This window comes from Candidatus Eisenbacteria bacterium (assembly GCA_035577985.1).
Classification (GTDB): domain Bacteria; phylum Desulfobacterota; class Binatia; order DP-6; family DP-6; genus DATJZY01.
In genome coordinates this window covers 98,707-121,147 of sequence record DATJZY010000025.1, presented here as the reverse complement: position 1 = coordinate 121,147, position 22,441 = coordinate 98,707, and the positions used below count along the sequence as shown (strand labels likewise).

Genomic DNA, 22,441 nt, shown 5'->3' with positions numbered 1-22,441 from the left:
CCGGTGGTGGATCGCGCGCTCCGAGCCGCCGTCGCGTGGGGGCTCTTCCCCGCTTTCACGATCGGCACGGCCGCGATCGCGATCTGGGCGACCGCGCCTGACGCGCCCCGCACACCGGCCATCGACGGTGCGGTGTACGTGGCGTTCCTCATCGTCACGTACGCGCTCATCGCCGGGCTCGAGCGCGCATTCCCGCATCGCGCCGAGTGGGGCCGCGCCCACGGCGACGTGCGCACCGACGTCACGCACCTCGTCGTCACGGGGACGGCGGCGAGCCAGCTCGGCCTGGCCGTCGCCGGTGGCCTGGCGGTCGTGTGCTCCCCATGGCTGGCGAACCGGCTCGGCACCGGGCTCTGGCCGTCCGCGCTGCCGATCGCCGCGCAGCTCTTCCTGGCCGTTCTCATCGCGGAGTTCGGGCACTACTGGTTCCACCGCGTGACGCACGAGCGCGCGTGGGCATGGCGGCTCCACGCCGTCCACCACAGCGCACCGCGTCTGTACTGGCTGAACGCGACGCGCTTCCATCCGCTCGACCTCGCGGCGCTGGTCGCCTGCCAGACGCTGCCGCTCTTCCTGCTCGGCATCCCGCCGCGCGTCTTCCTGCTCTACTCGATCTTCTCGTCCTGCTACGGACAGCTCCAGCACTGCAACGTCGACCTCCGCTCGGGCGTCGCGAGCTGGCTCTTCAGCACACCGGAGCTCCATCGCTGGCATCACTCGACCGACCCGCGCGAAGGCAACGCGAACTACGGCGCGATCCTGATCACGTGGGATCTCGTGTTCGGCACCTTCTTCCGGCCGCGTGATCGTGGTTTCGCGGGCCCCGTCGGCATCGCCGGCATGCCGCGCTTCCCGACCACCTGGACGGGGCAGCTCCTGGCGCCGTTTCGCTGGACCGCGGTCAGGTGACGCGCCAGTCGCGGTGCACCTGGGGGCCGTGCTCGTCCACGCGCGGTGGCCGCGCGACGCGCCACGGCGTCTCGCTCATGACGAAGGGCGCGCCGGGATACGGGAGCGTCAGGCCGAGGTCGGGGTGCTCGATCGGCACGAAGAAGCCGCGCTCGGCGAGGTGCGGATCGGCGAGCAGCGCCTCGGGCGGCCGCACGGCGGCGTACGGCAGCCGCCGGAGCTGCGCACCCTCGTAGAGCTCGGCGACCGTGTAGCCGGCGGCCCAGCGATCCAGCTCGTCGAACAGGGCCTCGGCGTTCTTCTGGCGGTGCATCGTCCCTTCGAAGGCGGGATCCTCGAACGCGGCGCCGAAGCCGTCGGCGCGCATCCACTCGAAGAGCGACGTCCAGTCGCCGAGCGTGCAGTGCATGACCCAGCCGTCCTTGCAGCGCCCGACGCGGAAGAACCGCGTCCAGTGCAGCGTCCCCTGCCGGCGCGCCACGAGCCCGCTCTGGTGGAAGAAGCCGGGCACGTGCTCGAGCGATCCCGCGACCGCGGCCTCGAGGCTCACGTCGACGAGCTGGCCGCGTCCCGACGTCTCGCGCGCGAGGAGCGCCGCCAGGACGCCGATCGCCGCGAAGACGCCGGCCTGGTGATAGGCCTGGAGGCCGAGCGCGCGGAGCGGCGGCCCGTCGGGATGGCCGTTCACGTGCGCGAGCCCGCCGATCGCCTGCGCGACGGTGTCCGAGGAGCGCCACTCGCGGTACGGCCCCGCGTGCCCGAACGGCGTGATCGAGGCGACGACGAGGCGCGGGTGCGCGGCACGCCACGCGTCGGCACGGCTCGGGAAGCCCGTTTCGACGACGACGTCGGCGGCGGCCGCGAGCGCGGCCGTCTGCGCGGGATCGGCGACCACGCTTCGCTTGCCGGCGGCGTAGAACCAGAAGAAGAGGCTCCGCTCCGGGTCGGGCGCGCCCTGCCAGAAGGGCGGGATCGTGCGGAGCGGGCTCCCGCCCGGCGGCTCGGCGAGGACGACGTCGGCGCCGAGGCCCGCGAGCAGCTTGCCGGCGAACGCGCCCGTCTGGTCGGCGAGGTCGAGCACGCGGATGCCGGCGAGGGGCCCCGTCACAGGCGGAGGAACAGCTCCCGCGCGGCGTCGTCGGTGAGCTGCGAGACGCTCGTCAGGCGATCCGACAGCTCGCGCAGCGTCTCGGCGTCGCTCGTACCGCCGACGTCGATGAGGATCGAGAACAGCGAGAACTCGAGGCGCGTCTTCTCGCGCCGGAAGCGCGCCAGCCACTCGGGCGACACACGGCACTCGCCGTCGGTGATGAGGACGACGTCGCCGCGGCGATAGCGCGCCTCGGCCAGGGTCGCGAGCGCGGCGTCGATCGGCGCCTCGAAGTCGGTGCCGCCGCCGGGGAAGTACTCGGCCAGGTCGAGCGTCCGATCGACCTGCACGGCGTGGTGCTCGCGCGGATTCAAGTCGAGCGTGTAGAGCGGCGCCTCCTTCGACGAGAAGCAGACGAAGCGGAAAAGCCGGCGCTGCCGGCGCGCGATCTCGAGCAGCGTCAAGGCAACGGCCTTGCCCCATACCTCCTTGTCGCCGGCCATGGACGACGAGCCGTCGAGGCACACGATCATGGGGCCGCGACCGCGCTCGTCGACGCCGCGCAGGTGATAGGAGAGGAGCCGCCCCTCGACGAGCCGGCGCGCGAAGTCGCGCCGCAGGACGGGATGGCGCACCGCCAGCAGCTCGGGCGGCAGGAGCCGCTCGATCGTCCCGGCGAGCTCGACGGCGAACACCTCGTCGCTCGGGCGCTCGGTCGTGCGCGAGCGGAGCGCGAGAGCGAGCTGCCGCATCCGCCCGACGAGCGCGCCCAGGCGCTTCAGCTTCGGGTTCGTGGCGAGGCGCTTTCCGAGCTCGATGCGACGTCCGGCGGAGACGCGGCCGCCGGCGCCGACGCCCGCGCCCCAGCGCTGCGCGTGGTCGCGGCTCTCGGCGAGCTGGCGCTGGAGCCCGGCCGTCGCGGCGGGCAGAGCGCTCTTCGCGCGCGCCGGCATCTCGGCGAGGCGAGCGCCGACGCGATGCGCCTTCTGCCGCAGCATCGCGGCCGCGACCTCCGCCGCGCGCGCCGTCTCGTCTTGCTCGCGCTCGGACGCGTCGCCGGCCTCTTCGATCGCCGCCAGCTCCTCCGCGCGGCGTCGCAGCTCGTTCTCCTGGCGGTCGAGGTCCCAGAGGTCCAGCAGGTCGCCGCGCGCGAGGATGTCCTCGCGCTTCAAGAGCCGCAGCAGCTCCTCGCCGATCAGCACGGTGCCGAGCCCGGCCTGCGCCTCGTCGAGCTGCGTCTCGCTGCGCACGTGCTCGACGAGCGGGTGATCCCGGAGCCCCGCGAGCAGGGCGCCGCCGAGCGCGGCCGACGGCGCCACTTCGTCGGCCGTGCGCCAGACCGGGTTCAGCTTGAAGAGGAGGCAGAAGACGTCCTCCAGCAGCTCGCGGAAGTGCGGCACGAGGACGCGACCGCTCTCGACCAGCGCCGCCAGCGACGGGCTCTCGGCGACCAGCTCGGCGAACGCGCTCCGGTCGTACCCGTCGCTCTCGATCCAGCAGTGCTCGTTGGGGGGCACGAGCACGCTGCGGACACGGCGGGCCTGCGCGCGAGCCATCAGAGCCGCGTCAGCATGTCGCGCTGGATCTGCAGGATCTCGTCGCGCACGGACTCGACCTTGCTGGTCGCGCGCCCGGTCGACTGTGCGTCGGAGAGGATCGTCTCGACCTTGCCGACGATGCTGCGGAGCTTCGTGTGCGCCTCGACGGCGGCACGGCTCTGCAGCTCGGTCGTTTCCCAGCTCCGCAGCGCGTAGTCGCGCAGCTCGCGCGATTGGAAGAGCAGGACCTGCGCCTCGTCCTCGTAGCCGTGGAGCTGCTCGCGGATGGTGTCGCGCACCGCCTGGCGCTCGGCGGGATCGCGCCACAGGACGTGCTCGAGCACCGCGACGTCGCCCTCGGCGACGGCCTCGCGGCCACCGAGGTAGGCGTGCGCGCGCAGGAGGCCGATCGCCTGCGCGTAACGCCGATCGGACGCGACCACCTGCTTGCGGCCGAGCTCGCGCCGGACGTCGGTCACGGCGCGAAGCACCTGACCCGGCACGGGCAGGGCCGCCGCCTCGGCGCGCGCCGTCTCGAGCTCGGCGAGCGTCATCGTCGTCCGGGTGTCGGGGCCCTTCGCCTGGAGCAGCTTCAGGAACCGGAAGTCCTCTTCGATGTAGCGGACCTCGTAGCGAAGCAGGAAGCGGTCCTGGAGCGCCAGCAGCTCGTCGTCCTCGGGCAGCTCGTTGGAGGCGCCGAACAGCGTCAGCAGCGGGACGCTCGTCACCTCGCGCCCGTTGTGGAAGCGGCGCTCGTTCATGAGCGTCAGGATGGTGTTCAGGATCGACGAGCTCGCCTTGAACACCTCGTCCAGGAAGGCGACGTGCGCCTCGGGCAGCTTGTGGGTCGTGAGGCGCCGGTAGTCGTCGGCCTCGAGCGCCTTCAGGCTGACGGCGCCGAAGAGCTCCTCGGGCGTCGTGAAGCGCGTCAGCAGCCACTGGAAATATCGCGCGCCCGTGATGCGCCGGCACACCTCGTCGGCGAGCATCGACTTCGCCGTGCCCGGCGGTCCGATCACGAGCACGTGCTGTCCGGCCAGGAGCCCGAGCAGCGCGCCGTCGATCAGCTCGGTGCGCTCGAGGAATTGGCTCCGCAGCTCGTCGCGGATGGATCGAAGCAGCTCGCGCGGCGTCACGCGTCGACCATAGAAGCGGCGTGGCTGCCTCGCAACCCGCGGGGATTCCCGGCACAATGCCGGATGGTGGATTGCTGAAGATGGCGGTGCCCTCCGAGAAGACCGAACGACAGAAACCTCGCGGACGGCGGCGTCGCGACGTGCTGGGTGAGCTGCTGCCGCGCATCCAGGGCGATCAGGCGCTCGCGCGCGAAGAGGCGTTCGTGCGGGAGATGGTCGAAACGGCGCTGAAGCTCCTGCGCGACGGCACGGGCACCGGCGATCTGAAGCTCCTGAACGCCGCGCTGCGCGAGCTGCGCTACGCCTTCAAGGTGTTCGGGCCCTATCGCCACGTGCGCAAGGTGAGCTGCTTCGGCTCGGCACGAACCGAGGCGACGGCGCCCGCCTACAAGACTGCGCGCGAGTTCGCCCACCAGGTCGCCGACCGCGGCTACATGGTCATCACGGGCGGCGGCGACGGCATCATGCGCGCGTGCCAGGAGGGTGCCGGTCGCGAGCGCAGCTTCGGCGCGAACATCCGCCTGCCGTTCGAGCAGAGCGCCAACGAGTTCATCTCGAACGACCCGAAGCTCGTGACCTTCCGCTACTTCTTCACGCGCAAGCTCATGTTCGTGAAGGAGGCCGACGCGGTCGCGCTCTTTCCCGGCGGCTTCGGCACCATGGACGAGGGATTCGAGGTGCTGACGCTCATCCAGACCGGCAAGGGCCGGCCGCTGCCGATCGTCTTCATCGACAGCCCGCGCGGCACGTTCTGGAAGACATGGCTGCGCTACGTGGAGGACCACCTCCTGCGCAAGAAGCTCATCTCCGAGTCCGACTTGTCGCTCTTCAAGGTGACGACGTCGGTCGAGGAGGCGGTCGAGGAGATCGCCGGTTTCTACCGCGTCTACCACTCGTCGCGGAACGTCGGGCCGAAGTTCGTGATGCGCCTCACGCGCCCGATCGCGCCGGCGCTGGTCGCCGACCTCGGACGGGATTTCAAGGACCTCTTCGCGCACGGAGGCGACATCGTGCAGACGCACGCGCTGGCCGACGAGCGCGAGCAGGAGCCCGAGCTGAACGATCTGCCCCGGCTCGTCTTCCCGCTCGTGTGGGGGCAACCCGGGCGGCTGCGCCAACTGATCGACCGCGTGAATCGCGAGGCCTAGGGCCGTGGGTCGCCTGCTCCTCGTGCGCCACGCCGAAAGCGAGGGCAACCGGGATCGCGTGTTCACGGCGACGCCGGCGGTCGGCCTCACCGAGCGGGGTCGCGAGCAGGCGGGCACGACCGCCGGCTGGATCGGCAGCCGCTACGAGCCACGGCGGATCGTGACCAGCCCGTACGCCCGCGCCCGCGAGACCGCGGCCATCCTCGCCGCTCGACTCGGGCTCGCCGCGGTCGTCGAAGAGGACCTGCGCGAGCGGGACTACGGGCGCCTCGCCGGCTTGCCCTACACGACCCCCCGCCCGGACTTCGATGCCGCACGGTACTGGCTGTGGCGTCCCGAAGGCGGCGAGACTCTGGTCGAGGTGGCCGCCCGGGTCGGCGCCGTGCTCGATCGCCTCAGCCGGGAAGACCCGGCGGGCGAGATCGTCGTCGTGAGCCACGGGGCCGCCATGATGGCCGCCTACTGGCACGTGACGGGTGCCTGGCCACCTGCCGGGCGGGTCGTCCGCAACGCCGGCGTGGTCGTGGTCGAGCACCGGGAGGGCTCGTATCACGGCACCTCCGAGGCCGCGGAGGACGACGTCACGGGTTGAGCCTTCGTCGCACCGCAGGCAATAATGCGCTAAGTGTCTGGGGGTACGGGTCGAGTCCGGGTCCGGAGGTGGTGGATGTGGGGTAGGGTGGCTGTGCTGGTGCTCGGCGCCGCGGCCGCGGCGTTCGCGCCGCGCGCCCACGCTGCGGACCCGAACGTCACGGCGCGCGCGTCGATCGTGGTCGACGCCGCGTCGGGCGAGACGCTGTGGGAGCGTGGTGCCGACTGGCCGCTGCCGCCCGCGAGCACGACGAAGGTCCTGACCGCGATCATCGCCCTCGAGAGTGGACGGCTCGACGATTACTTCGCGGTGAGCGTCGATGCGTCGGAGACGGCGCCCTCGAAGATTGGCCTGCGACCGGGCGATCGCATGGCCCTGGGCGACCTGCTGTACGCCGTCCTGCTGAACTCGGCGAACGACGCCGCCACCGTCGTCGCCGAAGGGCTCGCGGGATCGGAGTCGGCCTTCGCGACCCGCATGAACGCGAAGGCGCACGCGATCGGCGCCCAGGGCTCCCACTTCGTGAATCCTCACGGCCTGACCGCCGATGGGCACGTCTCGACCGCGCGCGACCTCGCCAAGATCTTCCGCTACGGGCTCCATGTCCGCGAGTTCCGTGAGATTCTGGAGACGCCTCGGATCAAGGTGCCGCTCCAGTCGAAGCGGGTGCAGACGGTGACGCTCCATTCCCACAACCGTCTCCTCACCGGCTACACGTACCCGGTCATCGGCAAGACGGGCTACACGCGGGCGGCGGGCCGCTGCTTCGTCGGGGCGGCCACCTCCGGAGGGCGCGAGATCGTGATCGCCCTCCTCGGCTCGAGCGATCTCTGGGGCGATGCTCGACGCCTGTTCGCGTTCGGGTTCGGCGAGCCGATGGAGGGCTCGCCGACGATCATGGCGTCGGCATCCCGCTCGCGAGGCCGTGGCGTCACCACCGAGGGCGACGAGGATCTCGCCACTCGCGACGGCAAGAGCGGCGTCCGCGTGGCGAGCATCCCGAAATCGCGCACCCGCGCGCCCGAAGCGACGGCCGACGTGTCGTCCGAGCTCGGCTCGACCCGCTACGTCGTGCGGCTGGGGCCATACAAGACGCGGCGGGAGGCCGAGACGACGCGCAATCGGCTCGCGCGAAGCGGCTTCCGCGGACGCGTCGTGGGTCAGGCGCTCGTGATGGGCGACTTCCCGCGCCGCGAGAGCGCCGACCGTCTCGCCAAGGGGCTACGGGTCAAAGGCTACCGCCCGACGATCGTCGCGCGGCGTTAGCCGGCGCACCGGTCGGGGGCGCGAACGAGAGCCGGCGCGACGCCCGGGCAGCGTGGCGAGCGATGGCGAGGTCGACGAGCCGCTCCACCACGGCGCCGATCGGCCGCCCGGCGGCCTCCCACAGCCGGGGATAGAGGCTGCTCCGCGTGAACCCCGGCATGGTGTTGATCTCGTTGACGTAGAGGCGGTTCGTGCGGCGTTCGAGGAAGAAGTCGACGCGCCCGAGACCGGCGGCGTCGACGGCCCGGAACGTGCGGATCGCGAGCGCGCGCGCCTCCTCCGCGACCTCGGCGGGGATCGGCGCCGGTATCAGCACCTGCGCGCCGCCGTCGACGTACTTGTCGGCGTAGTCGTAGAACTCGTGCGACGGTACGATCTCGCCGATCCCCGACGCCTCGGGTGACTCGTTTCCCATGACCGCGCACTCGAGCTCGCGCGCGTCGACGCCGGCTTCGACGATGATCTTGACGTCGTACGAGCCCGCCTCCGCGACGGCGGCGGCGAGTGCGCCCGCCGCCTTCACCTTCACGATGCCGACCGACGATCCCAGGTTGGCCGGCTTCACGAAGCACGGGAAGCCGATCTCGGCGTGCACGCGCGCCGCAATGTCGTCGGGCGATTCCTCGCGCGGTCGCGCCACGATCCAACGGCACACCGGCAGCCCGGCGTCGCGCAGCACCGCCTTCATGAGGGGCTTGTCCATGCCGACGGCCGACGCCAGGACGCCGGAGCCGACGTACGGCAGATCCGCGAGATCGAGGAGGCCCTGGATGGTTCCGTCCTCGCCGTACGTGCCGTGTAGCACGGGGAAGATCACGTCGAGCACGATCGGCCCGCCGCCACCGAGCGGCACGAGTGCCCGCCGCGTCGGCTCGGGTGCGATCGTCACCTCGACGCCGTGTTCGGGAAGCGGATGCAAGTCGCGCTGCGCTTCGTCCAGAAGTCGCAGGCTGTCGATGCCCGTGCGCCAGCGACCGTCCTTGCCGATCGCGATGGGCACGATCTCGAAGCGCGACGTGTCGAGCGCGGCAATCACCGTCGCAGCGGAGCGAAGCGAGACCTCGTGCTCGCCGGAGCGTCCGCCGTAGAGGACGCCGACCCGCACGCGCTCCGACATGTTCGCTTGTTACATCGAGTCACGTCGATTACAAGTCCACGTGCTCGTCGCGTCACGAAAAAATTTTTCCGCAACGGAAACGCGCGTTTTTGGCGCGTGGGATATCTTTTCTACTTGACAGCACTGACGAGTTTGCGTTAAGAGCCGGCTCGCTTCACCGCACACGGTTTGCTCCTCTCCGTCGTTCCCGTCGAGTCGTCGTTCGCGCACGAGTTCCTGCGACCAACGTCGTAGCGTTCGCGGTACGCGTGCGAGCTCATGGTCACGCCGGGCCGGTGCAGACGAGTGCGGAGGCTGGGTTGGGGTGCGTCTCCACAGGATGTGGAAACGCGAGGCGTGGCGGTGGAGGCCCGAGAGATGGTGAGTTTTGGGGTGGGGCTCCTCGCGCGGGGAGTCGGTCTGCGGGGCATCGCTCTCGGGCTTCCACCTCGACTCCTGCCCCGATCCCCAGGGCGGAATTTCGCCGTTCGAATCGCTACTTGAGCGCCTTCGAGACGACCTCTGCGACGAGCGCGGCGAAACCGGTTCGCAGATCGGGGAGCTCGCAGCCTGCGGCGGCCGCGTGCCCGCCGCCGCCGAGCGCCTGGGCCACCTTGGAGAGGTCGACCGTGCAGTCGGGCGAGCGGCGAAGACTCACCGCGAGGCTCTGCGCGTCGTAGAGCGCGAACACGGCTCGCGAAAGCTTCTTCCCCCACGCGTCGGCGATCTCGCTCGGGTGGCCGTTGCATATTGCAGTGACGAGCGTCGTGTCGCCGACGCGGCGCTCGACACGGCTGCGCTCGGCGACCTCGAAGCTGCGGGCGATCTCCGCACCGACGCGGTCGCGCGCCGCCGCCATGCGCGGCGTGTACGTAACTCGCTCATCGAGCGTGAGAAAATCCGGATAGGCGTCGGGGCCGAGCGCGCGCACGACCCATCCGAGCTCGCGCGATCCGGGAATCTCGTGCAACCAGCGGTCGTTGTCGTCGGCCATCGCGACGGTGGGGCGGAAGGACGCGAGGCGCACATGCGGTCGTCCCTCCCGTGCGGCACGCGCCTGCAGGTAGTCGAAGACGAGGCGCGACGCCGCGAAGTCCTCGGACAGCACCGTACCCGCGAAGGGAACGTCGACCTTGCCCGCGCGGACGCGCTCGAGCGCGGTGCGGTGATGATCGATCCAGTAGATGCGGACGCCGTCGGCGACGAGACTCCGCAAGTGGGCGTCCGTCGCCGCCTCGCGCCACGAGATGTCGGTGATCCAGAGCTCGGTGTCGCGGCTCGCCGCCGGACGCAACCCCTGGAGCACGCGATCGATCTCGCTGTTCGACGCGAAGGTGGCGGTGACCTCGGCCGCGTCGTCGAAGTAGCGCGCGACCGCGGCCGCGGCGGTGACGCCGTCGAGGCAATGAGGGCCGTGGCTCACCACCAGAACCTGCGGACGCATCGACGGATTATGGCCGAAGGGGATGAGCGGAGCCAGGCGGATCAGGTTCCCGGAAGGCGTCCCTGCCGGCCGCGATCGTAGACGAGCCGTTTGCCATCGACACGCGCGAACGGCGTCAGCCGATGCGGCTCGCGCATGCCCGGCCCGACGTTCACGACTTCGACCCCACGGACGACGAGCGCGTCGCCCAGGAGCCGGCGATGGCAGCGCCACGGCACCGCCTCGGCGCACATCACGGTCGTCGGCCGCTCGCCGGCGATCCGCAGTAAGGTCGCGATGCCGCTCGCGAACTCCGGCGTCTCCATGTGGTCGGCGTAGCCCCGGAAGGCCTCCACCTCCCACGCCACGTGGGGCGAGTCGGGGCGCGACGGCCGCCGCCCACCCAACGCTTCGATCCAATCGTAGCGCACGCGCTCGCGCCCGAGCGCGGCTTCGAGGGCTTCGCGGCTGAAGTGCGGGTGCCGGCGCGAGGCGGGAAAGCGGCGGATGTCGACCAGCCCGCGGATGCGGTGCTCGTGCAGCAGCGCCACGAACGCCTCGATGGAAAGCGTCGAGTGCCCGAGGGTGTAGACGGTCACGACGCCGTCAATGTAGCAGAGGGCGACCATGCGGTGTCTCCTGGCGCTCGCGCTTCTGCTCTCCGCCTGCCCGGCGCCGACGCAGTACGCCATCGACCGGCCGGGTCTCGACTGCGATCGAGCGACCCGCGTGGCCAACAAGACCTTCGAGGCCATGGGCTACACCGTGACCGGTCTCGTGCAAGCGACGCCGAACAGCTCCGGTATGGTCTCCGGGACGAAGGTCGGTCCCGACGGCAAGGCACGGTCCGGCCGCGTCGTGATCCGGTGCACGGCGCAGGGCGCCGACCTGCAGCCGGTCGAGGAAGGCCTCCTTCCCGGCGACTTCGAGTTCAGCCGGGCCTTCGGCTACAGCTTCAAGACGCTCGTCCAGCGACCCGACGTCGAGACGCCGTGGAAGAGCGTCGGTCTGCAGGTGCTCGTCGAGCAGATCGGCACCTTCAAGGCGAAGCTCGACCTGGGTGACGTCGCGACCGTCGGCGGAGCCGTTCCCGTCCGGGTGACCGTCCGCAACAACACCGACCGCAAGGTGCGTCTGGATGCGCCACGCCTCTCGCTGGTCGACGCCGACGGAACGTCGCGCCAGCCCCTGGCGGGCGGCGCCCTCGACGCTGCGATCGCGGGCAACGCCGCCGGGAGCAAGCTCCGCGCCGAGCTCTTCGGACCGAAGCCGATCGCCGCCCAGCAGTCGGCCGTGGGGTTCCTCGTCTACCCCCCTGGCACGTACCGGGAGGCGCGCGTTTCCATCGAGGACGTCGAGACCGAGGAGAGCGAAGGGTTCGTCGTGCCGGTCGAGTAGGCCGACCCAGGACTACGTCTCGGGTCGGTCGACTAACCGAGGGCGTCGGACAGAAAGCGCGGTGCGATCGCGTAGTTGAGCTGCACGAGGACGATGAACGCGATGCTCCACCCGGTGCCGAGGACGCAGAGTGCCGCGCCGACGGCATAGAGGCTCTGGGCGACGGCGATGCGGCGCACGACGGCGTCGGAGATCTCGTCCGTCGTCTCCGGCCTCAAGAGCGCGGCCCCGCGCGCGTACCGCCACGACGCGTAGAGCACGACGCCGAGGAACACGACGTTCAGCCAGTAGACCAGGAGCGCCGTGCGGAAGGTGATGAACTCCGCCAGCAGCTCGGTCGAAAAGGGCATCAAGGCGACCAGGGCCAGGAACGCCAGGTGGATCCAGGTGAGGTGGCGGTTCGCGTGCCGGAAGTGGTTCAGTTGCGTCTGCTGCCCGACCCAGAAGATGCCGAGGGTGAGGAAGCTCATGAGATAGGTCACCATGCGCGGGCCGAGCGCGACCAGCGCCCACCAGAGCTCACCCTCGGTGTGGAGGCTCTCGCGCACCGGGACGTGGATCTCGAGCACGATCAGCGTCATGGCGATGGCGAAGAGCCCGTCGCTCAGGGCCGCGATGCGCTCGAGGCTCGTGCCGGCAACCTGGTTGTACGATCTGCTCACGGCCGGTGCGGCTCGGCCGCGCGCTCGAGAGCGGCGCGATCCCACTTGGCTGCGATCGCCGCGGCCTCGTACGTGGACTGCAGGAAGTCGAGCAGCGTCTGGTCCGGCGCCTCGGCCTCGCGAACGGCGTCGTAGGGCAGGAGGAACTCACGCAGATCGGTGCTGTAGAACGCCGCGCCCGGCCGGACCTTGGCCTGCGCGAATCCCGGCGGCTCCGGGTATGCATAGGAGTAGAACGCGGCGTGCGGCACCGCACCGCCGCCGGCCCAGAAGCCGCAGCTGCTCACCTCGTGCGAGTACGCTTCGCGCGTCACCCAGTCCGGTAGATTGGGCACGCCGCCGGGGTGCTCCGGCGCGCGCCGTCCCGAGAATCGCGTGACCGCCAGATCCGGCGCGCCCCAGAAGAAGTGCACGGGGCTGCACTTCCCGATGAAGCGCGCGCGGAAGATCTTGAAGACGCGATCGGCCTGGACGAGCGCGTGCCAGAACCGGTTCGCGTACTCCCGATCGTAGGCGCGCTGGGCCTCGTTGCGATCGAACGGGACCGGGTCGGGCACCTCGTTCGGCCGCGTGCGGATGTCGACGTGCAGGCCGAGCCCATCCAACGCGTCCATCAGGCGGCGGTAGAACGACGCCACCGACTGCGGCTCGAGCGGCACCCGCGCCGTCCCGCCGTCGCTCACGCGGACGGCGACGTGGTGGTCGATGAAGTCGAAGTCGATCTGGAACGCGCGTACGCCGTGCGGGATGGGCGACGTGGTCAGCCCCCGCGCGGTCACGTAGAGCGTCACGTGCCAGGAGTGGTTCAGCCACGGGCTCTGCACGAGGCGGACCTTGCCGGCGATCTGCGACCACATGTGGAGCGTGGCGTAGGTGTCGCTCCACGCCTCGAGCGGAAGCGCCGGCCATGCCTCGGAGACGCCAGGGCTCATCGGAGCCGTCTAGCACGAGGCCGCTCGCACCGTCATCCATCCCCGCGCCTCGCGCGTAGCCCCGTGGGAGGAGATACCTCCCATGCCACATCGGACCCCGTCCCGAGCCCTCGTCGCGCTCGCGCTCTCCCTCGCGGCGACGCCCGCGCCATCGATCGCTGCACCGCGGATCGCCCGTCTGGACGGCCAGCGGGTCCGGCGGGACGTCGTTCGCGGATCTCGCGACGTGTCAGGTCAGCGATCGGCCCGGACATGTTCCTCGTCGGTACGCAGTTCGACCCGTCGTCCACCTCCGCCAGCGGAGTCCTGGCACGCGTGACGTTCTGACGGCACGGCGGCGCCCGCAGTTGCGACACCGTCGTGCCGGGGGCATGTGCTCCACGGCGATGGAGAACGCACCGAGCGAAGGCATCGTGCGAGCCGGCGAGGCGTCCGTGAAGTGGCGCCGCGACGGCCAGGGCCCCGCGATCGTCCTCCTGCACGGGTTTCCCCTTTCGGGACACACCTGGGACGGCGTGATCGCGCACCTTCGCCCACGCTTCACGTGCTACACGCTCGACCTCATCGGGCTCGGCGAGTCGCGCAGCACCTCCGAGGACGACTACGGCTCGCCGGGGCAGGCGCGGGCGTTCCAGCGCGTCCTGTCGGAGCTGGGCGTCCCGTCGTACGCGCTCGTCGGCAACGACACGGGGGGCTGGATCGCGCGCGAGCTGGCTCTCATCGACTCGCGGGTGTCGCGCCTCGTTCTCACCAACACCGAGATCCCCGGTCATCGGCCGCCGTGGATCCCGATGTACCAGGTGACGGCGCACGTGCCCGGGTTCGGCGCCGTCGTCCGCCAGCTGATGAAGTCCTCGCTCTTCCTGCGCTCGCCGCTCGGCTTCGGCGGCTGCTTCCACGACCTCGGGCGCATCGCGGGCGACTTCCACGCGCGGCACATCGCGCCGCTGGTCGCGTCCGACGCGCGGATCGCCGGCACGATGACGTTCCTGCGGCAGATGAAGTTCACGCGGCTCGACGAGTTCGCGCAGCTCCATCGCCGCCTCACGATGCCGGTGCTCTTCGTCTGGGGCGCGGACGACCCGACGTTCCCCGAAGGGCCCGCGCGCGCGATGGTCCCGCAGTTTCCGAACGTGGCCGGGTTCCGCTCGGTGCCGGCCGCGAAGCTCTTCTTCTACGAGGAGTACCCGGAAGAGGTGGCCCGCGCGATCGAGGAGTTCGCGTCATCGGGGCGCTCCGGTACCCTCGAAACCTCGGCTTGACCCACGAGCCGCCGCGGTGCGATCACCTGCCGATGCAGAATCTCTTCGACGTTCGCGACAAAGTCGTGCTGGTGACCGGCGGCTCGCGCGGCATCGGCCTCATGATCGCCGAGGGCTTCGTCGACGCCGGCGCCAGGGTCTACATCTCGGCGCGCAAGGCCGACGTGTGCAACCAGGCGGCGGCCGACCTCTCGAAGAAGGGCATGTGCGTCTCCCTGCCCGCCGATTGCGGCACCGAGGCAGGCTGTCGCGGGCTCGCGGCCGCGCTCGCCGAGCGCGAGCCGGCGCTCCACGTGCTCGTGAACAACGCCGGTGCCAACTGGGGCGCGCCCCTTTCGGAGTACCCGGACACCGCCTTCGACAAGGTCTTCGCCCTCAACGTGAAAGGCGTCTTCCACTTGACGCGCGCGTGCCTGCCGCTGCTCGAGAAGGGTGCACGTCCCGGCGATCCCGCGCGCGTCATCAACATCGGGTCCATCGACGGCCTGCAGGCGCCGATGCTCGAGACCTACGCCTACTCGTCGAGCAAGGCCGCGGTGCACCACCTGACGCGCGTCCTCGCGCACCGCTTCGCGCCGAACATCACCGTGAACGCCGTCGCACCCGGCCCGTTCGAGAGCAAGATGATGCACGAGACGCTCGAGCGCTTCCGCGACGTCATCGTCGGCGGCTGTCCCATGGGCCGCATCGGCGAGCCCGCCGACATGGCGGGCGTCGCGATCTACCTCGCCTCGAAGGCCGGCGCGTACGTGACCGGCGCCGTCATCCCCGTCGACGGCGGCATCTCGACGCGGCACGGGTAGCGCGCATGCCGGTCGAGGTCATCGGCATCGATCACGTCTACGTCACGGTGCGCGACCTCGCGCGCTCCGAGGCCTTCTACGATCGCGTCATGCGCGTGCTCGGCTATCGGAAGGTGCGCGCGCCCATCGGCGGCGACCCCCACGTCCACTACTACAACCGGCAGTTCGGCTTCTCGCTGCGTCCCGCGCGCCCCGGCACGCCCGACCACGATCCCTACGCGCCGGGGCTGCACCACTTCTGCTTCCGCGTCCACGATCAGGTCGCCGTCGATCGGGCGGCGCGGGAGCTCGGGAACGAAGGCGTCGGCGCGACGCCGCCGCGCTACTATCCTGAGTACGCCGCCGACTACTACGCCACCTTCTTCACCGACCCCGACGGTGTGCGCCTCGAGATCACGAACTTCCGCGAGGCGCGACGGCAGCGGATGTTCGACTGGAACGCGGAGCAGTAGCGCTCAGCCGCGAATCTCGAGCGTGAACGGCTCCCCCTGCCATTTCAGCTCGACGCGGTCGGGGTGGATGCGGATCACCTGGATGCCCTGGGCCTCCTCGCCCTCGCGCAGCGTCGTCAGCCCCGCGTCGCCGATCGTGAGCGCGACGGTGCGGCGCGCGGGCGTCGTCGAGTAGACGAGGAAGCTGACGCGCAGGCGCGGCGCACCGGTGGGCGGCCGCGTGCGCACCGGAGGGGGCGGCTCGGCGGGCGGCGGAGCGGGTGCGGGAGGCGGGGGCGCCGCCGCGAGCGTCGTGGGCGTGGTGGGCGCCGGACGCGCGACGGTGGCGGGCACGGTCGTCGTCGGCGTCGCTCCGGGCGCCGCCTCCTGCGTTGCGGCAAACGGACGGTCGTGCGCGTCGCCGGTCGGCGCGGGCACGGGAGGAGCTGGCGCGGGCGCGGGAGGCGCCGCGGCGACCGGGGCCGTCGTGGGCGGCGGCGCCTGCGCTGCCGGCGACGTGCTGCTGGTCGTCGTCGCCGCCGGCTCCGTGGTCGAGACGACGGTCGTCGTGGTGGCCACGAGCGTCGTCGTCGCCGCGGCGACCGTGGTCGTGACGGCGAGCGTCGTCGTCACCGCGAGCGTGGTCGTCTCCGCGAGCGTCGTCGGCACCGCGACCGTCGTGGGGGGCGCGATCGTCGTCGGAGGCGCGACGGTCGTCGGCGCCGCCATCGTCGTCGGTACGGGCATCGTCGTCGAGGCCACGGCTGCGACGACCGCTTCCGGCTGGGGAGGTGCCGCCGCCCGGCTGCGGATGAGCATCGTCGTGCCGGCGCCTGCAGCGATCGCCGCGACGACGAGGACGGCGATCAGCCACGGCGGCCGGCGCCCGGGGTCGCCGCCTCCGCCGCCACCGGGCGGCTGCGGCCCGCCCGTCGCCTCGAGCTTCTCGAGCGCGTCGAGGATCGAGCTCACGAAGTGCTCCCGCCGCCGACGAGCGTCGGGCGGTGGTAGCCGCCGACGGCGGCGTAGAGCACCATGCGCGTCAGCTTCCCGACCTGTCCGTCGGGCTCGATGTACCGCGAGCGCTGGAAGGCCGTGACCGCCGTGCGCGTCGTCGGGCCGAACAAACCCGTCTCGCCGCCGTCGTAGAGGCCGGTACGCCCGAGCAGGGCCTGGAGCCGGATGACGCGGGCGCCGCGCGCGTCGACCGCGATCGCACCCGGCCCCAGCCCTTCGAAGTCGGGCGAGAACACGTGGGCGCGGCCGTACCAGTAGCGCTCGAGGAAGGCAGGCTCGACGACCACCGGCTCGCCGTCCACGGCGAGCGTGGCACGGTCGGGCTCGAGCGCGACCAGCGCCGCCCAGCGCGGGTCCGGAGCGCCGGGGAAGCGAAGCTCGAGCACGGCGGGCACGTCGATGAGGCGCAGCATGGCGAGGTTGCCGGTGATCGCCAGGTCCTCGAGGCCGCGCCGTTCGGCGAAGCGCGCGAGGTCGGCTTCCTGCCGGTCGTCGTCGGCCGGTCCGGGCTTCTGCCAGGCGCGCGCGATGGCGCCGAGCGCGCCGTGGAGGGTCGCGGCGCCGTCCATGGCCGTGAGCCGCTGCTCGGGCGAGGGCGCCGGCACCGTGGTCGACGTCGTCGTCATCGCCGCCAGGTTCTCGCCAGGCTGGGGCGTGTCTGCGGTGATGTTCGCGAGCAGCGGACCCGTGCTCGGCGCGGTCACGGTCGGGGCCGGCGACTCGGGCGGCGGCGCGAGCCGGCGGGCGCCGATGGCGATGAGCGCTCCGGCGGCGGTCGCGGTCACGATCGCCGGGACGAGCCACGAGCGACGCCGCGCCCCCGGCAGCGGCACCGTCGACACCTCGCGGTACGCCTTGCGCACGTCGCGCGCCGTGACGCGCTGGCGCTCGGCGGCGAACGCGGCGAGCAGTGCGCGATGCGCGAGCATGTTGGTGAGACGCGGCACGCCGCCCGAGTAGCGATGGACGAGTGCCAGCGCGCGGCGGGTGAAGAGATCGCGCGCCTTGGCGTGGCTCGCCACCGAGAGGCGATGGCGCACGTAGGCGCTGGTCTCCGCCGCCGAGAGGGGGCCGATGTGCCAGCGCAGCGTGATGCGCTGGTTCAACTGCACCAGCTCGGGATGCTGCAGCAGGCCGCGGAGCTGTGGCTGCCCGACCAGGATGATGCGCAGGAGCTTCTCGGTCGGCGTCTCGAGATTCGAGAGCAGCCGGAGCTGCTCCAGCACGTCGATGTCGAGGGCCTGGGCCTCGTCGATGATGACGACGGCGCGCCGGGCTTCCTGGCGCAGCTTGAGCAGATGCGCGTTCAGCAGGTCGGTGAGGGCCTTCTTGCTCGTGTTCGACGCGGGCAGGCCGAACTCGGCGTTGATCGTCTGCAGCAGCTCGAGCGCCGACAGGGACGGATTGAAGACGTACGCGGTCGAGACGTCGGGCCCGAGGTTCGCGAGGAAGTGACGCAGGAGCGTCGTCTTCCCGGTGCCGACGTCGCCGGTGATGCAGACGAAGCCGCTCTCGGTGAGGCCGAGGCGAAGGTGCGCGAGGGCGTCCTCGTGCTTCTTCGACAGGAAGAGGTAGCGCGGGTCGGGCGTCAGCCGGAACGGCGCGTCGCCGAGACCGAAGAACGTCTCGTACATGTCGTCTCTAGGGTTCCGGCGACCGCGCGACCTCCGCGAACGCGGCGTCGGTCACGTCGAGGATGCGCTCCACGTCCGGGTCGCCGAGCGCGGCGCAGACGAACCAGTTGTGGTACGGGTGCAGATAGACGCCGCGCACGACGCAGGCGGCGGCGAAGAGGCGACTGCGCGCGAAGCCGCCCTCGTCGGCGAGAAACGTCATGAACGGCAGCGCGGGTGGACCGGTCCAGTTGACCTCGAGCCCGTACGCCTTGCCCTGTGCCACCACGCCGTCGCGCAGGCGCGTGCCCGCACGCTTCATCCGCGCGATGGCGTCGCTCGCCTCCAGCTCGTCGATGCAGGCGAGGGCGGCCGCCATCTCGACCGGACCCGTCCAATACGAGCCCGTGAAGAAGACGCGCGTCGCGGCCTGCCGCAGGTGCTCCCGCCCGAGCGCTGCCGAAATGGGATACCCGTTGCCCAGCGCCTTGCAGTAGCACGTGAGGTCGGGCTCGACGCCGAAGGCGGCGCCCGATCCGGCGAGCGAGAGCCGGAAGCCGGCCCGGACGTCGTCGAGGATCAGCACTGCGCCGAGCGTGTCGCACCGGTCGCGGAGCCCGGCGAGAAAACCCGGCGCCGGCATCTCCTGGTCGTGGAAGGCATCGTGACGAAACGGGCTCACGATGATGCCGGCGACGTCGCCCGCGGCCACGCCGAGCGCGTGGTCGACGCTCGCGAGGTCGTTGTAGCGATACGACTCCACGTGCGCGCGGTCCTCGGACGTCGTGCCGCCGGGCAGCGGCGTGCACCAGGCGTGCGCGCCGTGGTACGCGCCCTTGGCGGCCAGGATCTTGCGCTTGCCGGTCGCCTCGCGCGCCACCTCTGTGGCCCACGTGCACACGTCGGAGCCGTTCTTCGCGAACACCGTCCACGCGGCCCACGGGGTGAGGCCGACCAGCCGCTCCGCGAGCTCGACGAACGGACGGCCGGGGCCGTTGTAGCAACGGCCGTTCGCGGCCTCGTGGCTCGCCGCCTCGTCCACCTTGGGGTGGTTGTGCCCGAGCACGATCGGTCCGTAGCCGCACATGAGGTCCAGATACTCGTTGCCGTCGACGTCCCACAGCCGGGCCCCCGCGCCGCGCGCGAAGAAGTACGGATAGGCGCCGGGAACGAGCGTGAGGGGCGACTGATGGCCGTAGATGCCGCCCGGCACGACGCGCTCGGCGCGCGCGAACAGCGCCTGCGTCTCGCGGTAGCGACCCGCCTCCGCTCCCATCAGGCGAGCACCCGGTCGAGGAACGCGTCCATGGCGGCGTTCGCGCGCTGATTCGCTTCGCCGCGCCAGTCGACCTGGAAGGCGTGCGGTGCGTCCTCGAGGATCAGGAGCTCGCTCGTCCGTCCGGCCTGCTCGAGCGCCTCGTGCATGCGGACGGATTCGCGATGCGAGACGACCGTGTCGGCGGTGCCGTGGACCAGGAACACGGGCGCGCTGGCCGCTGCGGCGTGTTGCACGGGCGACGCCAGGCGCACCCATTCGGGATCGGCGACACGCGGGCCCAGCAGGTCCGCGATCGGATCCCATCCCTCGATCGGCCTGCGGCGCGCGAGGTCGTAGGGGCCGTAGTGCGCGATGACGCCGCGCACGTCTTCCGGCACGCTGGCGAGCTCGGCGGGCAGATCCGGATCGAGCGGCCGCAGCTCGCGCGCGACGTGCGCCATCATCACCAGGTGTGCGCCGGCCGAGAGACCGAGCAGGACCATCCGGTCGGGGTCGATGCCGAACTCCGCCGCGTGCGCCCTCACGTGGCGCAGCCCGCGCCGGACGTCGTCGAGCGGGGCCGGGAAGCGATGCGCCGGGGCCAATCGGTAGGAGATCGACACGGTCGCGATCCCGCGCCGCGCGAAATGAAGGGCGTTGCCGCCGGCCTGACTCGGGTCGCCCCCCGTCCATCCCCCGCCGTGCACGACCACGACGACCGGCCGCGGCCCCGCAACCCCGAGCGGCCGGTAGTGGTCGTAACGCAGCGGAACACCGGCGACCTCGGCGTAGACGACGTCGGTCGTGAGCTCGTGGGTGGCCGAGCGCACCGGGATGAAGGGGACCTGACGCGGAAACATGTGCGCGGGACTACCATAGGGCCCCCAATGCTGGAACATCGCAGGGTCGGCCGTTACTCTAGGGGTGGTGCGACCACTCATCGGCATCTCGAGCTACGCGCGGGGCGGACAGCGGCTCTCGTTCTCGGTCCCCTGCGAGTACGTCGACGCGGTTCGCAAGGCGGGCGGCGTTCCGGTCGTGCTGCCGCCCATCCTGGGCCCGGTCTCCGAGGCGCTCGACGTCGTCTCCGGCTTGATCCTGCCCGGCGGCGGCGACATCAACCCCGAGCAGTACGGCGGCGACGAGCACGAGGCCAACTACGGCATCTGCCACGAGCGCGACCACTTCGAGCTCGTCCTGGCCCGCTCGGCGCTCGAGCGGCGCGATCTGCCGATCGTCTGCGTCTGCCGCGGCATGCAGATCCTGAACGTCGCGCTCGGCGGCGACCTCATCGCCCACGTCCCCGACGTCTACGGCTCCAAGGTCGTGCACCGCTCGCCCGACGTGCAGCCGGTCCCGCACGACGTACGGATCGCGCCGGAGAGCCGCCTCGCCACGATGTACGGCCGGCCGATGGTGACGGTGCAGTCGGTGCACCATCAGGCGGTGGGACGGCTCGGCGACGGGCTGCGGGCCGTCGCGTGGGCCGAGGACGGGCTCGTCGAGGCGGTCGAGTCCGAACGGCATGCGTTCGTGGTCGGTGTGCAGTGGCACCCCGAGCTCGACTGGGAGACCGACGACGCGTCGGTAGGCGTCTTTCGCGCCCTGGTCGAACGCAGCAAGTCCTACGCCGCCGAGCGCTGACCTGCGCTCTTGAACGTCGCGCCCGCGTCCGTGGTATGGGCTCTGCATGGGGGCGAGCCCCCTTCGCGACTACGTCGGTCTCGACCGATCCGGGAATCCGCTGCCGGAGCTGCTCGCGCCGCACCCGCGCACGCGGGTGCGGCGCCAGCGGCCGGGCGAAGTCGCGTGGGAGCTGTGGCTCCGCGACCCGCCGCCGGCGGTCTCGGGTTACGTCGCGAAGCTATGGGGCGGCGACGCCGACGAGACCTACGCCCTGCATCGCGCGCTGCCGAACGGCGAGCTGACGCTCATGTTCAACCTCGGCACGCCGCAGCATCTGCTCGACGATCGCGAAGCGCGCGGCCGCTTGTATCGCACCGCGTGGATCTCCGGCCTGCAGGAGCGCCCCGTCGGATGGGAATCGGTGCTCCGCCACCCGCGCGCGATCGCGGCGCAGCTCCGGCCGCTCGGCGCCTGGGCGCTCTTCGGCGGGCTCCCGCAGCAGGACCTCGCGAACGACACGACGGACCTGGAGTCGGTCCTCGGCGCCCCCGCCGGGGTCGAGCCGCTGCGCCAGCGCATGCTCGCGGCGCCGGACCTCGGCGTCGCGCTCGATCTCCTCGAGGGTTGGCTCACGACGCGCCTCCTGCGCGGACCCGCGGCCCATCCGCTGACGCGCGCCGCCGTCGACCGCATGCGCGCCAGCTCCGGCACGGTGCGCGTCGAGTCGCTCGCCCGCGACCTCGGCGTGTCGTCGCGCTATCTGGGTGACCTCTTCCACCGCGAGATCGGCCTCTCGCCGAAGGGCATGATGCGGATCCTGCGCTTCGAGCGCGCGCTCGGACGCCTCGCCGATCCGGCAACCGTCGAGCTCTCCGAGGTCGCGCAGGAGTGCGGCTATTACGACCAGTCGCATCTCCATCGCGACTTCCGCGAGCTGGCGGCGCTGACACCGACGGAATATCGCGCCCGCGTGTTCCGCGCGGAGGGGTGGCGGGAGATCCGCGGCCAGCGGGCCTAGGGGCGAGAATGATGCGCTCGTGGTACGGGCGACCGGCATGCCGCGGCCGGCGAAGGCGGCGGCACCCTCGCAGCGCGCGAGAGCATCGTTCCCATCGACCGTAAGCCGTCGTCGCGCCGCAACGCGCGTATTTCGTCTGCCGCGCCAGCTTGGCTGGCCGCGGCATGCCGGTCGCGCGTGCCCGGACGCCACACTCGCGTCCTCCCCGACCCAAGACGGAGTC

22 protein-coding genes are annotated in these 22,441 nt (G+C 71.4%); 10 read left to right on the top strand and 12 right to left on the bottom strand.

All coding sequences use genetic code 11. The features are described from left to right. Positions 1–6: 6 nt before the first annotated feature. Entirely contained in the window at positions 7–909 is a 903-nt protein-coding gene (locus VMS22_03820; GenBank protein HXJ33144.1) for a sterol desaturase family protein, read from the top strand. Here VMS22_03820 and VMS22_03815 read toward each other — a convergent pair. The 3 genes from VMS22_03815 to VMS22_03805 are packed head-to-tail and all read right to left on the bottom strand — an operon-like array spanning position 902 to position 4,673. Next, positions 902–2,017, bottom strand: coding sequence for a CoA transferase (locus VMS22_03815; protein ID HXJ33143.1), 1,116 nt, complete (start codon positions 2,015–2,017; stop codon positions 902–904). The two genes, VMS22_03820 and VMS22_03815, sit on opposite strands and share 8 nt — an antisense overlap. Beyond that, on the bottom strand, positions 2,014–3,555 hold the full coding sequence (locus VMS22_03810; protein HXJ33142.1) for a VWA domain-containing protein: 1,542 nt from the start codon (positions 3,553–3,555) through the stop codon (positions 2,014–2,016). The genes VMS22_03815 and VMS22_03810 overlap by 4 nt, the downstream gene beginning before the upstream one ends. After that, positions 3,555–4,673, bottom strand: coding sequence for an AAA family ATPase (locus tag VMS22_03805; protein HXJ33141.1), 1,119 nt, complete (start codon positions 4,671–4,673; stop codon positions 3,555–3,557). Before VMS22_03805 ends, VMS22_03810 begins: the two co-directional genes overlap by 1 nt. A gap of 80 nt (positions 4,674–4,753) precedes the next feature. On the opposite strand from VMS22_03805, the gene VMS22_03800 reads away from it, so the two are divergent. The 3 genes from VMS22_03800 to VMS22_03790 all read left to right on the top strand — a co-directional run bounded on the left by VMS22_03800 (position 4,754) and on the right by VMS22_03790 (position 7,679). Beyond that, complete coding sequence (locus tag VMS22_03800) at positions 4,754–5,821, top strand: TIGR00730 family Rossman fold protein (protein HXJ33140.1); 1,068 nt, start codon at positions 4,754–4,756, stop codon at positions 5,819–5,821. A 4-nt stretch (positions 5,822–5,825) separates the two neighbouring features. Further along, positions 5,826–6,413, top strand: a complete 588-nt coding sequence (locus tag VMS22_03795) for a histidine phosphatase family protein (protein ID HXJ33139.1) — start codon at positions 5,826–5,828, stop codon at positions 6,411–6,413. A gap of 87 nt (positions 6,414–6,500) precedes the next feature. Further along, positions 6,501–7,679, top strand: a complete 1,179-nt coding sequence (locus VMS22_03790; protein HXJ33138.1) for an SPOR domain-containing protein — start codon at positions 6,501–6,503, stop codon at positions 7,677–7,679. On the opposite strand, the gene VMS22_03785 is transcribed toward VMS22_03790, so the two are convergent. The 3 genes from VMS22_03785 to VMS22_03775 all read right to left on the bottom strand — a co-directional run bounded on the left by VMS22_03785 (position 7,642) and on the right by VMS22_03775 (position 10,827). Continuing rightward, on the bottom strand, positions 7,642–8,796 hold the full coding sequence (locus VMS22_03785; protein ID HXJ33137.1) for a D-alanine--D-alanine ligase family protein: 1,155 nt from the start codon (positions 8,794–8,796) through the stop codon (positions 7,642–7,644). The two genes, VMS22_03790 and VMS22_03785, sit on opposite strands and share 38 nt — an antisense overlap. Before the next feature lie 475 nt (positions 8,797–9,271). Continuing rightward, positions 9,272–10,219: a DHHA1 domain-containing protein gene (locus VMS22_03780; protein ID HXJ33136.1), complete on the bottom strand. Its 948-nt coding sequence runs from the start codon at positions 10,217–10,219 to the stop codon at positions 9,272–9,274. A gap of 41 nt (positions 10,220–10,260) precedes the next feature. Beyond that, positions 10,261–10,827, bottom strand: coding sequence for a DUF488 domain-containing protein (locus tag VMS22_03775; GenBank protein HXJ33135.1), 567 nt, complete (start codon positions 10,825–10,827; stop codon positions 10,261–10,263). On the opposite strand from VMS22_03775, the gene VMS22_03770 reads away from it, so the two are divergent. After that, positions 10,826–11,596 carry a hypothetical protein gene (locus tag VMS22_03770; protein ID HXJ33134.1) on the top strand — a complete coding sequence of 257 codons (771 nt, stop codon included), beginning with the start codon at positions 10,826–10,828 and terminating at the stop codon, positions 11,594–11,596. The two genes, VMS22_03775 and VMS22_03770, sit on opposite strands and share 2 nt — an antisense overlap. A gap of 32 nt (positions 11,597–11,628) precedes the next feature. On the opposite strand, the gene VMS22_03765 is transcribed toward VMS22_03770, so the two are convergent. Together VMS22_03765 and VMS22_03760 are read right to left on the bottom strand one after the other, a co-directional pair. Further along, on the bottom strand, positions 11,629–12,258 hold the full coding sequence (locus VMS22_03765; GenBank protein HXJ33133.1) for a TMEM175 family protein: 630 nt from the start codon (positions 12,256–12,258) through the stop codon (positions 11,629–11,631). Then, positions 12,255–13,190 (bottom strand): DUF5996 family protein, encoded by a 936-nt coding sequence (locus VMS22_03760; GenBank protein HXJ33132.1) that lies wholly within the window; start codon positions 13,188–13,190, stop codon positions 12,255–12,257. Before VMS22_03760 ends, VMS22_03765 begins: the two co-directional genes overlap by 4 nt. A gap of 371 nt (positions 13,191–13,561) precedes the next feature. Here VMS22_03760 and VMS22_03755 point away from each other — a divergent pair, with 371 nt between their 5' ends. Genes VMS22_03755 through VMS22_03745 form a run of 3 tightly spaced genes read left to right on the top strand, consistent with a single transcriptional unit; the run spans position 13,562 to position 15,707 of the window. Beyond that, the gene (locus VMS22_03755; GenBank protein ID HXJ33131.1) at positions 13,562–14,452 is read left to right on the top strand and encodes an alpha/beta hydrolase; all 891 of its coding nucleotides are present in this window, start codon (positions 13,562–13,564) and stop codon (positions 14,450–14,452) included. Between the two features lie 32 nt (positions 14,453–14,484). Then, positions 14,485–15,255: an SDR family oxidoreductase gene (locus tag VMS22_03750; GenBank protein HXJ33130.1), complete on the top strand. Its 771-nt coding sequence runs from the start codon at positions 14,485–14,487 to the stop codon at positions 15,253–15,255. A gap of 5 nt (positions 15,256–15,260) precedes the next feature. Then, positions 15,261–15,707 carry a VOC family protein gene (locus VMS22_03745; GenBank protein HXJ33129.1) on the top strand — a complete coding sequence of 149 codons (447 nt, stop codon included), beginning with the start codon at positions 15,261–15,263 and terminating at the stop codon, positions 15,705–15,707. 3 nt (positions 15,708–15,710) lie between these two features. Here VMS22_03745 and VMS22_03740 read toward each other — a convergent pair whose 3' ends face one another. From VMS22_03740 to VMS22_03725, 4 genes are read right to left on the bottom strand one after another with little or no spacing between them, the layout of a single operon-like run. After that, on the bottom strand, positions 15,711–16,658 hold the full coding sequence (locus VMS22_03740) for a hypothetical protein (protein HXJ33128.1): 948 nt from the start codon (positions 16,656–16,658) through the stop codon (positions 15,711–15,713). Further along, a complete protein-coding gene (locus VMS22_03735) occupies positions 16,655–18,337 on the bottom strand; it encodes an AAA family ATPase (protein ID HXJ33127.1) in 1,683 nt (560 codons plus the stop codon). The genes VMS22_03740 and VMS22_03735 overlap by 4 nt, the downstream gene beginning before the upstream one ends. 7 nt (positions 18,338–18,344) lie before the next feature. Then, on the bottom strand, positions 18,345–19,592 hold the full coding sequence (locus VMS22_03730; protein HXJ33126.1) for an aminotransferase class III-fold pyridoxal phosphate-dependent enzyme: 1,248 nt from the start codon (positions 19,590–19,592) through the stop codon (positions 18,345–18,347). Then, entirely contained in the window at positions 19,592–20,434 is an 843-nt protein-coding gene (locus VMS22_03725; protein HXJ33125.1) for an alpha/beta hydrolase, read from the bottom strand. Before VMS22_03725 ends, VMS22_03730 begins: the two co-directional genes overlap by 1 nt. 67 nt (positions 20,435–20,501) lie before the next feature. On the opposite strand from VMS22_03725, the gene VMS22_03720 reads away from it, so the two are divergent. Both VMS22_03720 and VMS22_03715 read left to right on the top strand, forming a co-directional pair. Further along, a complete protein-coding gene (locus tag VMS22_03720) occupies positions 20,502–21,218 on the top strand; it encodes a gamma-glutamyl-gamma-aminobutyrate hydrolase family protein (protein HXJ33124.1) in 717 nt (238 codons plus the stop codon). 46 nt (positions 21,219–21,264) lie between these two features. Next, positions 21,265–22,218 (top strand): helix-turn-helix domain-containing protein, encoded by a 954-nt coding sequence (locus tag VMS22_03715; GenBank protein ID HXJ33123.1) that lies wholly within the window; start codon positions 21,265–21,267, stop codon positions 22,216–22,218. The last annotated feature ends 223 nt before the right edge of the window (positions 22,219–22,441 follow it).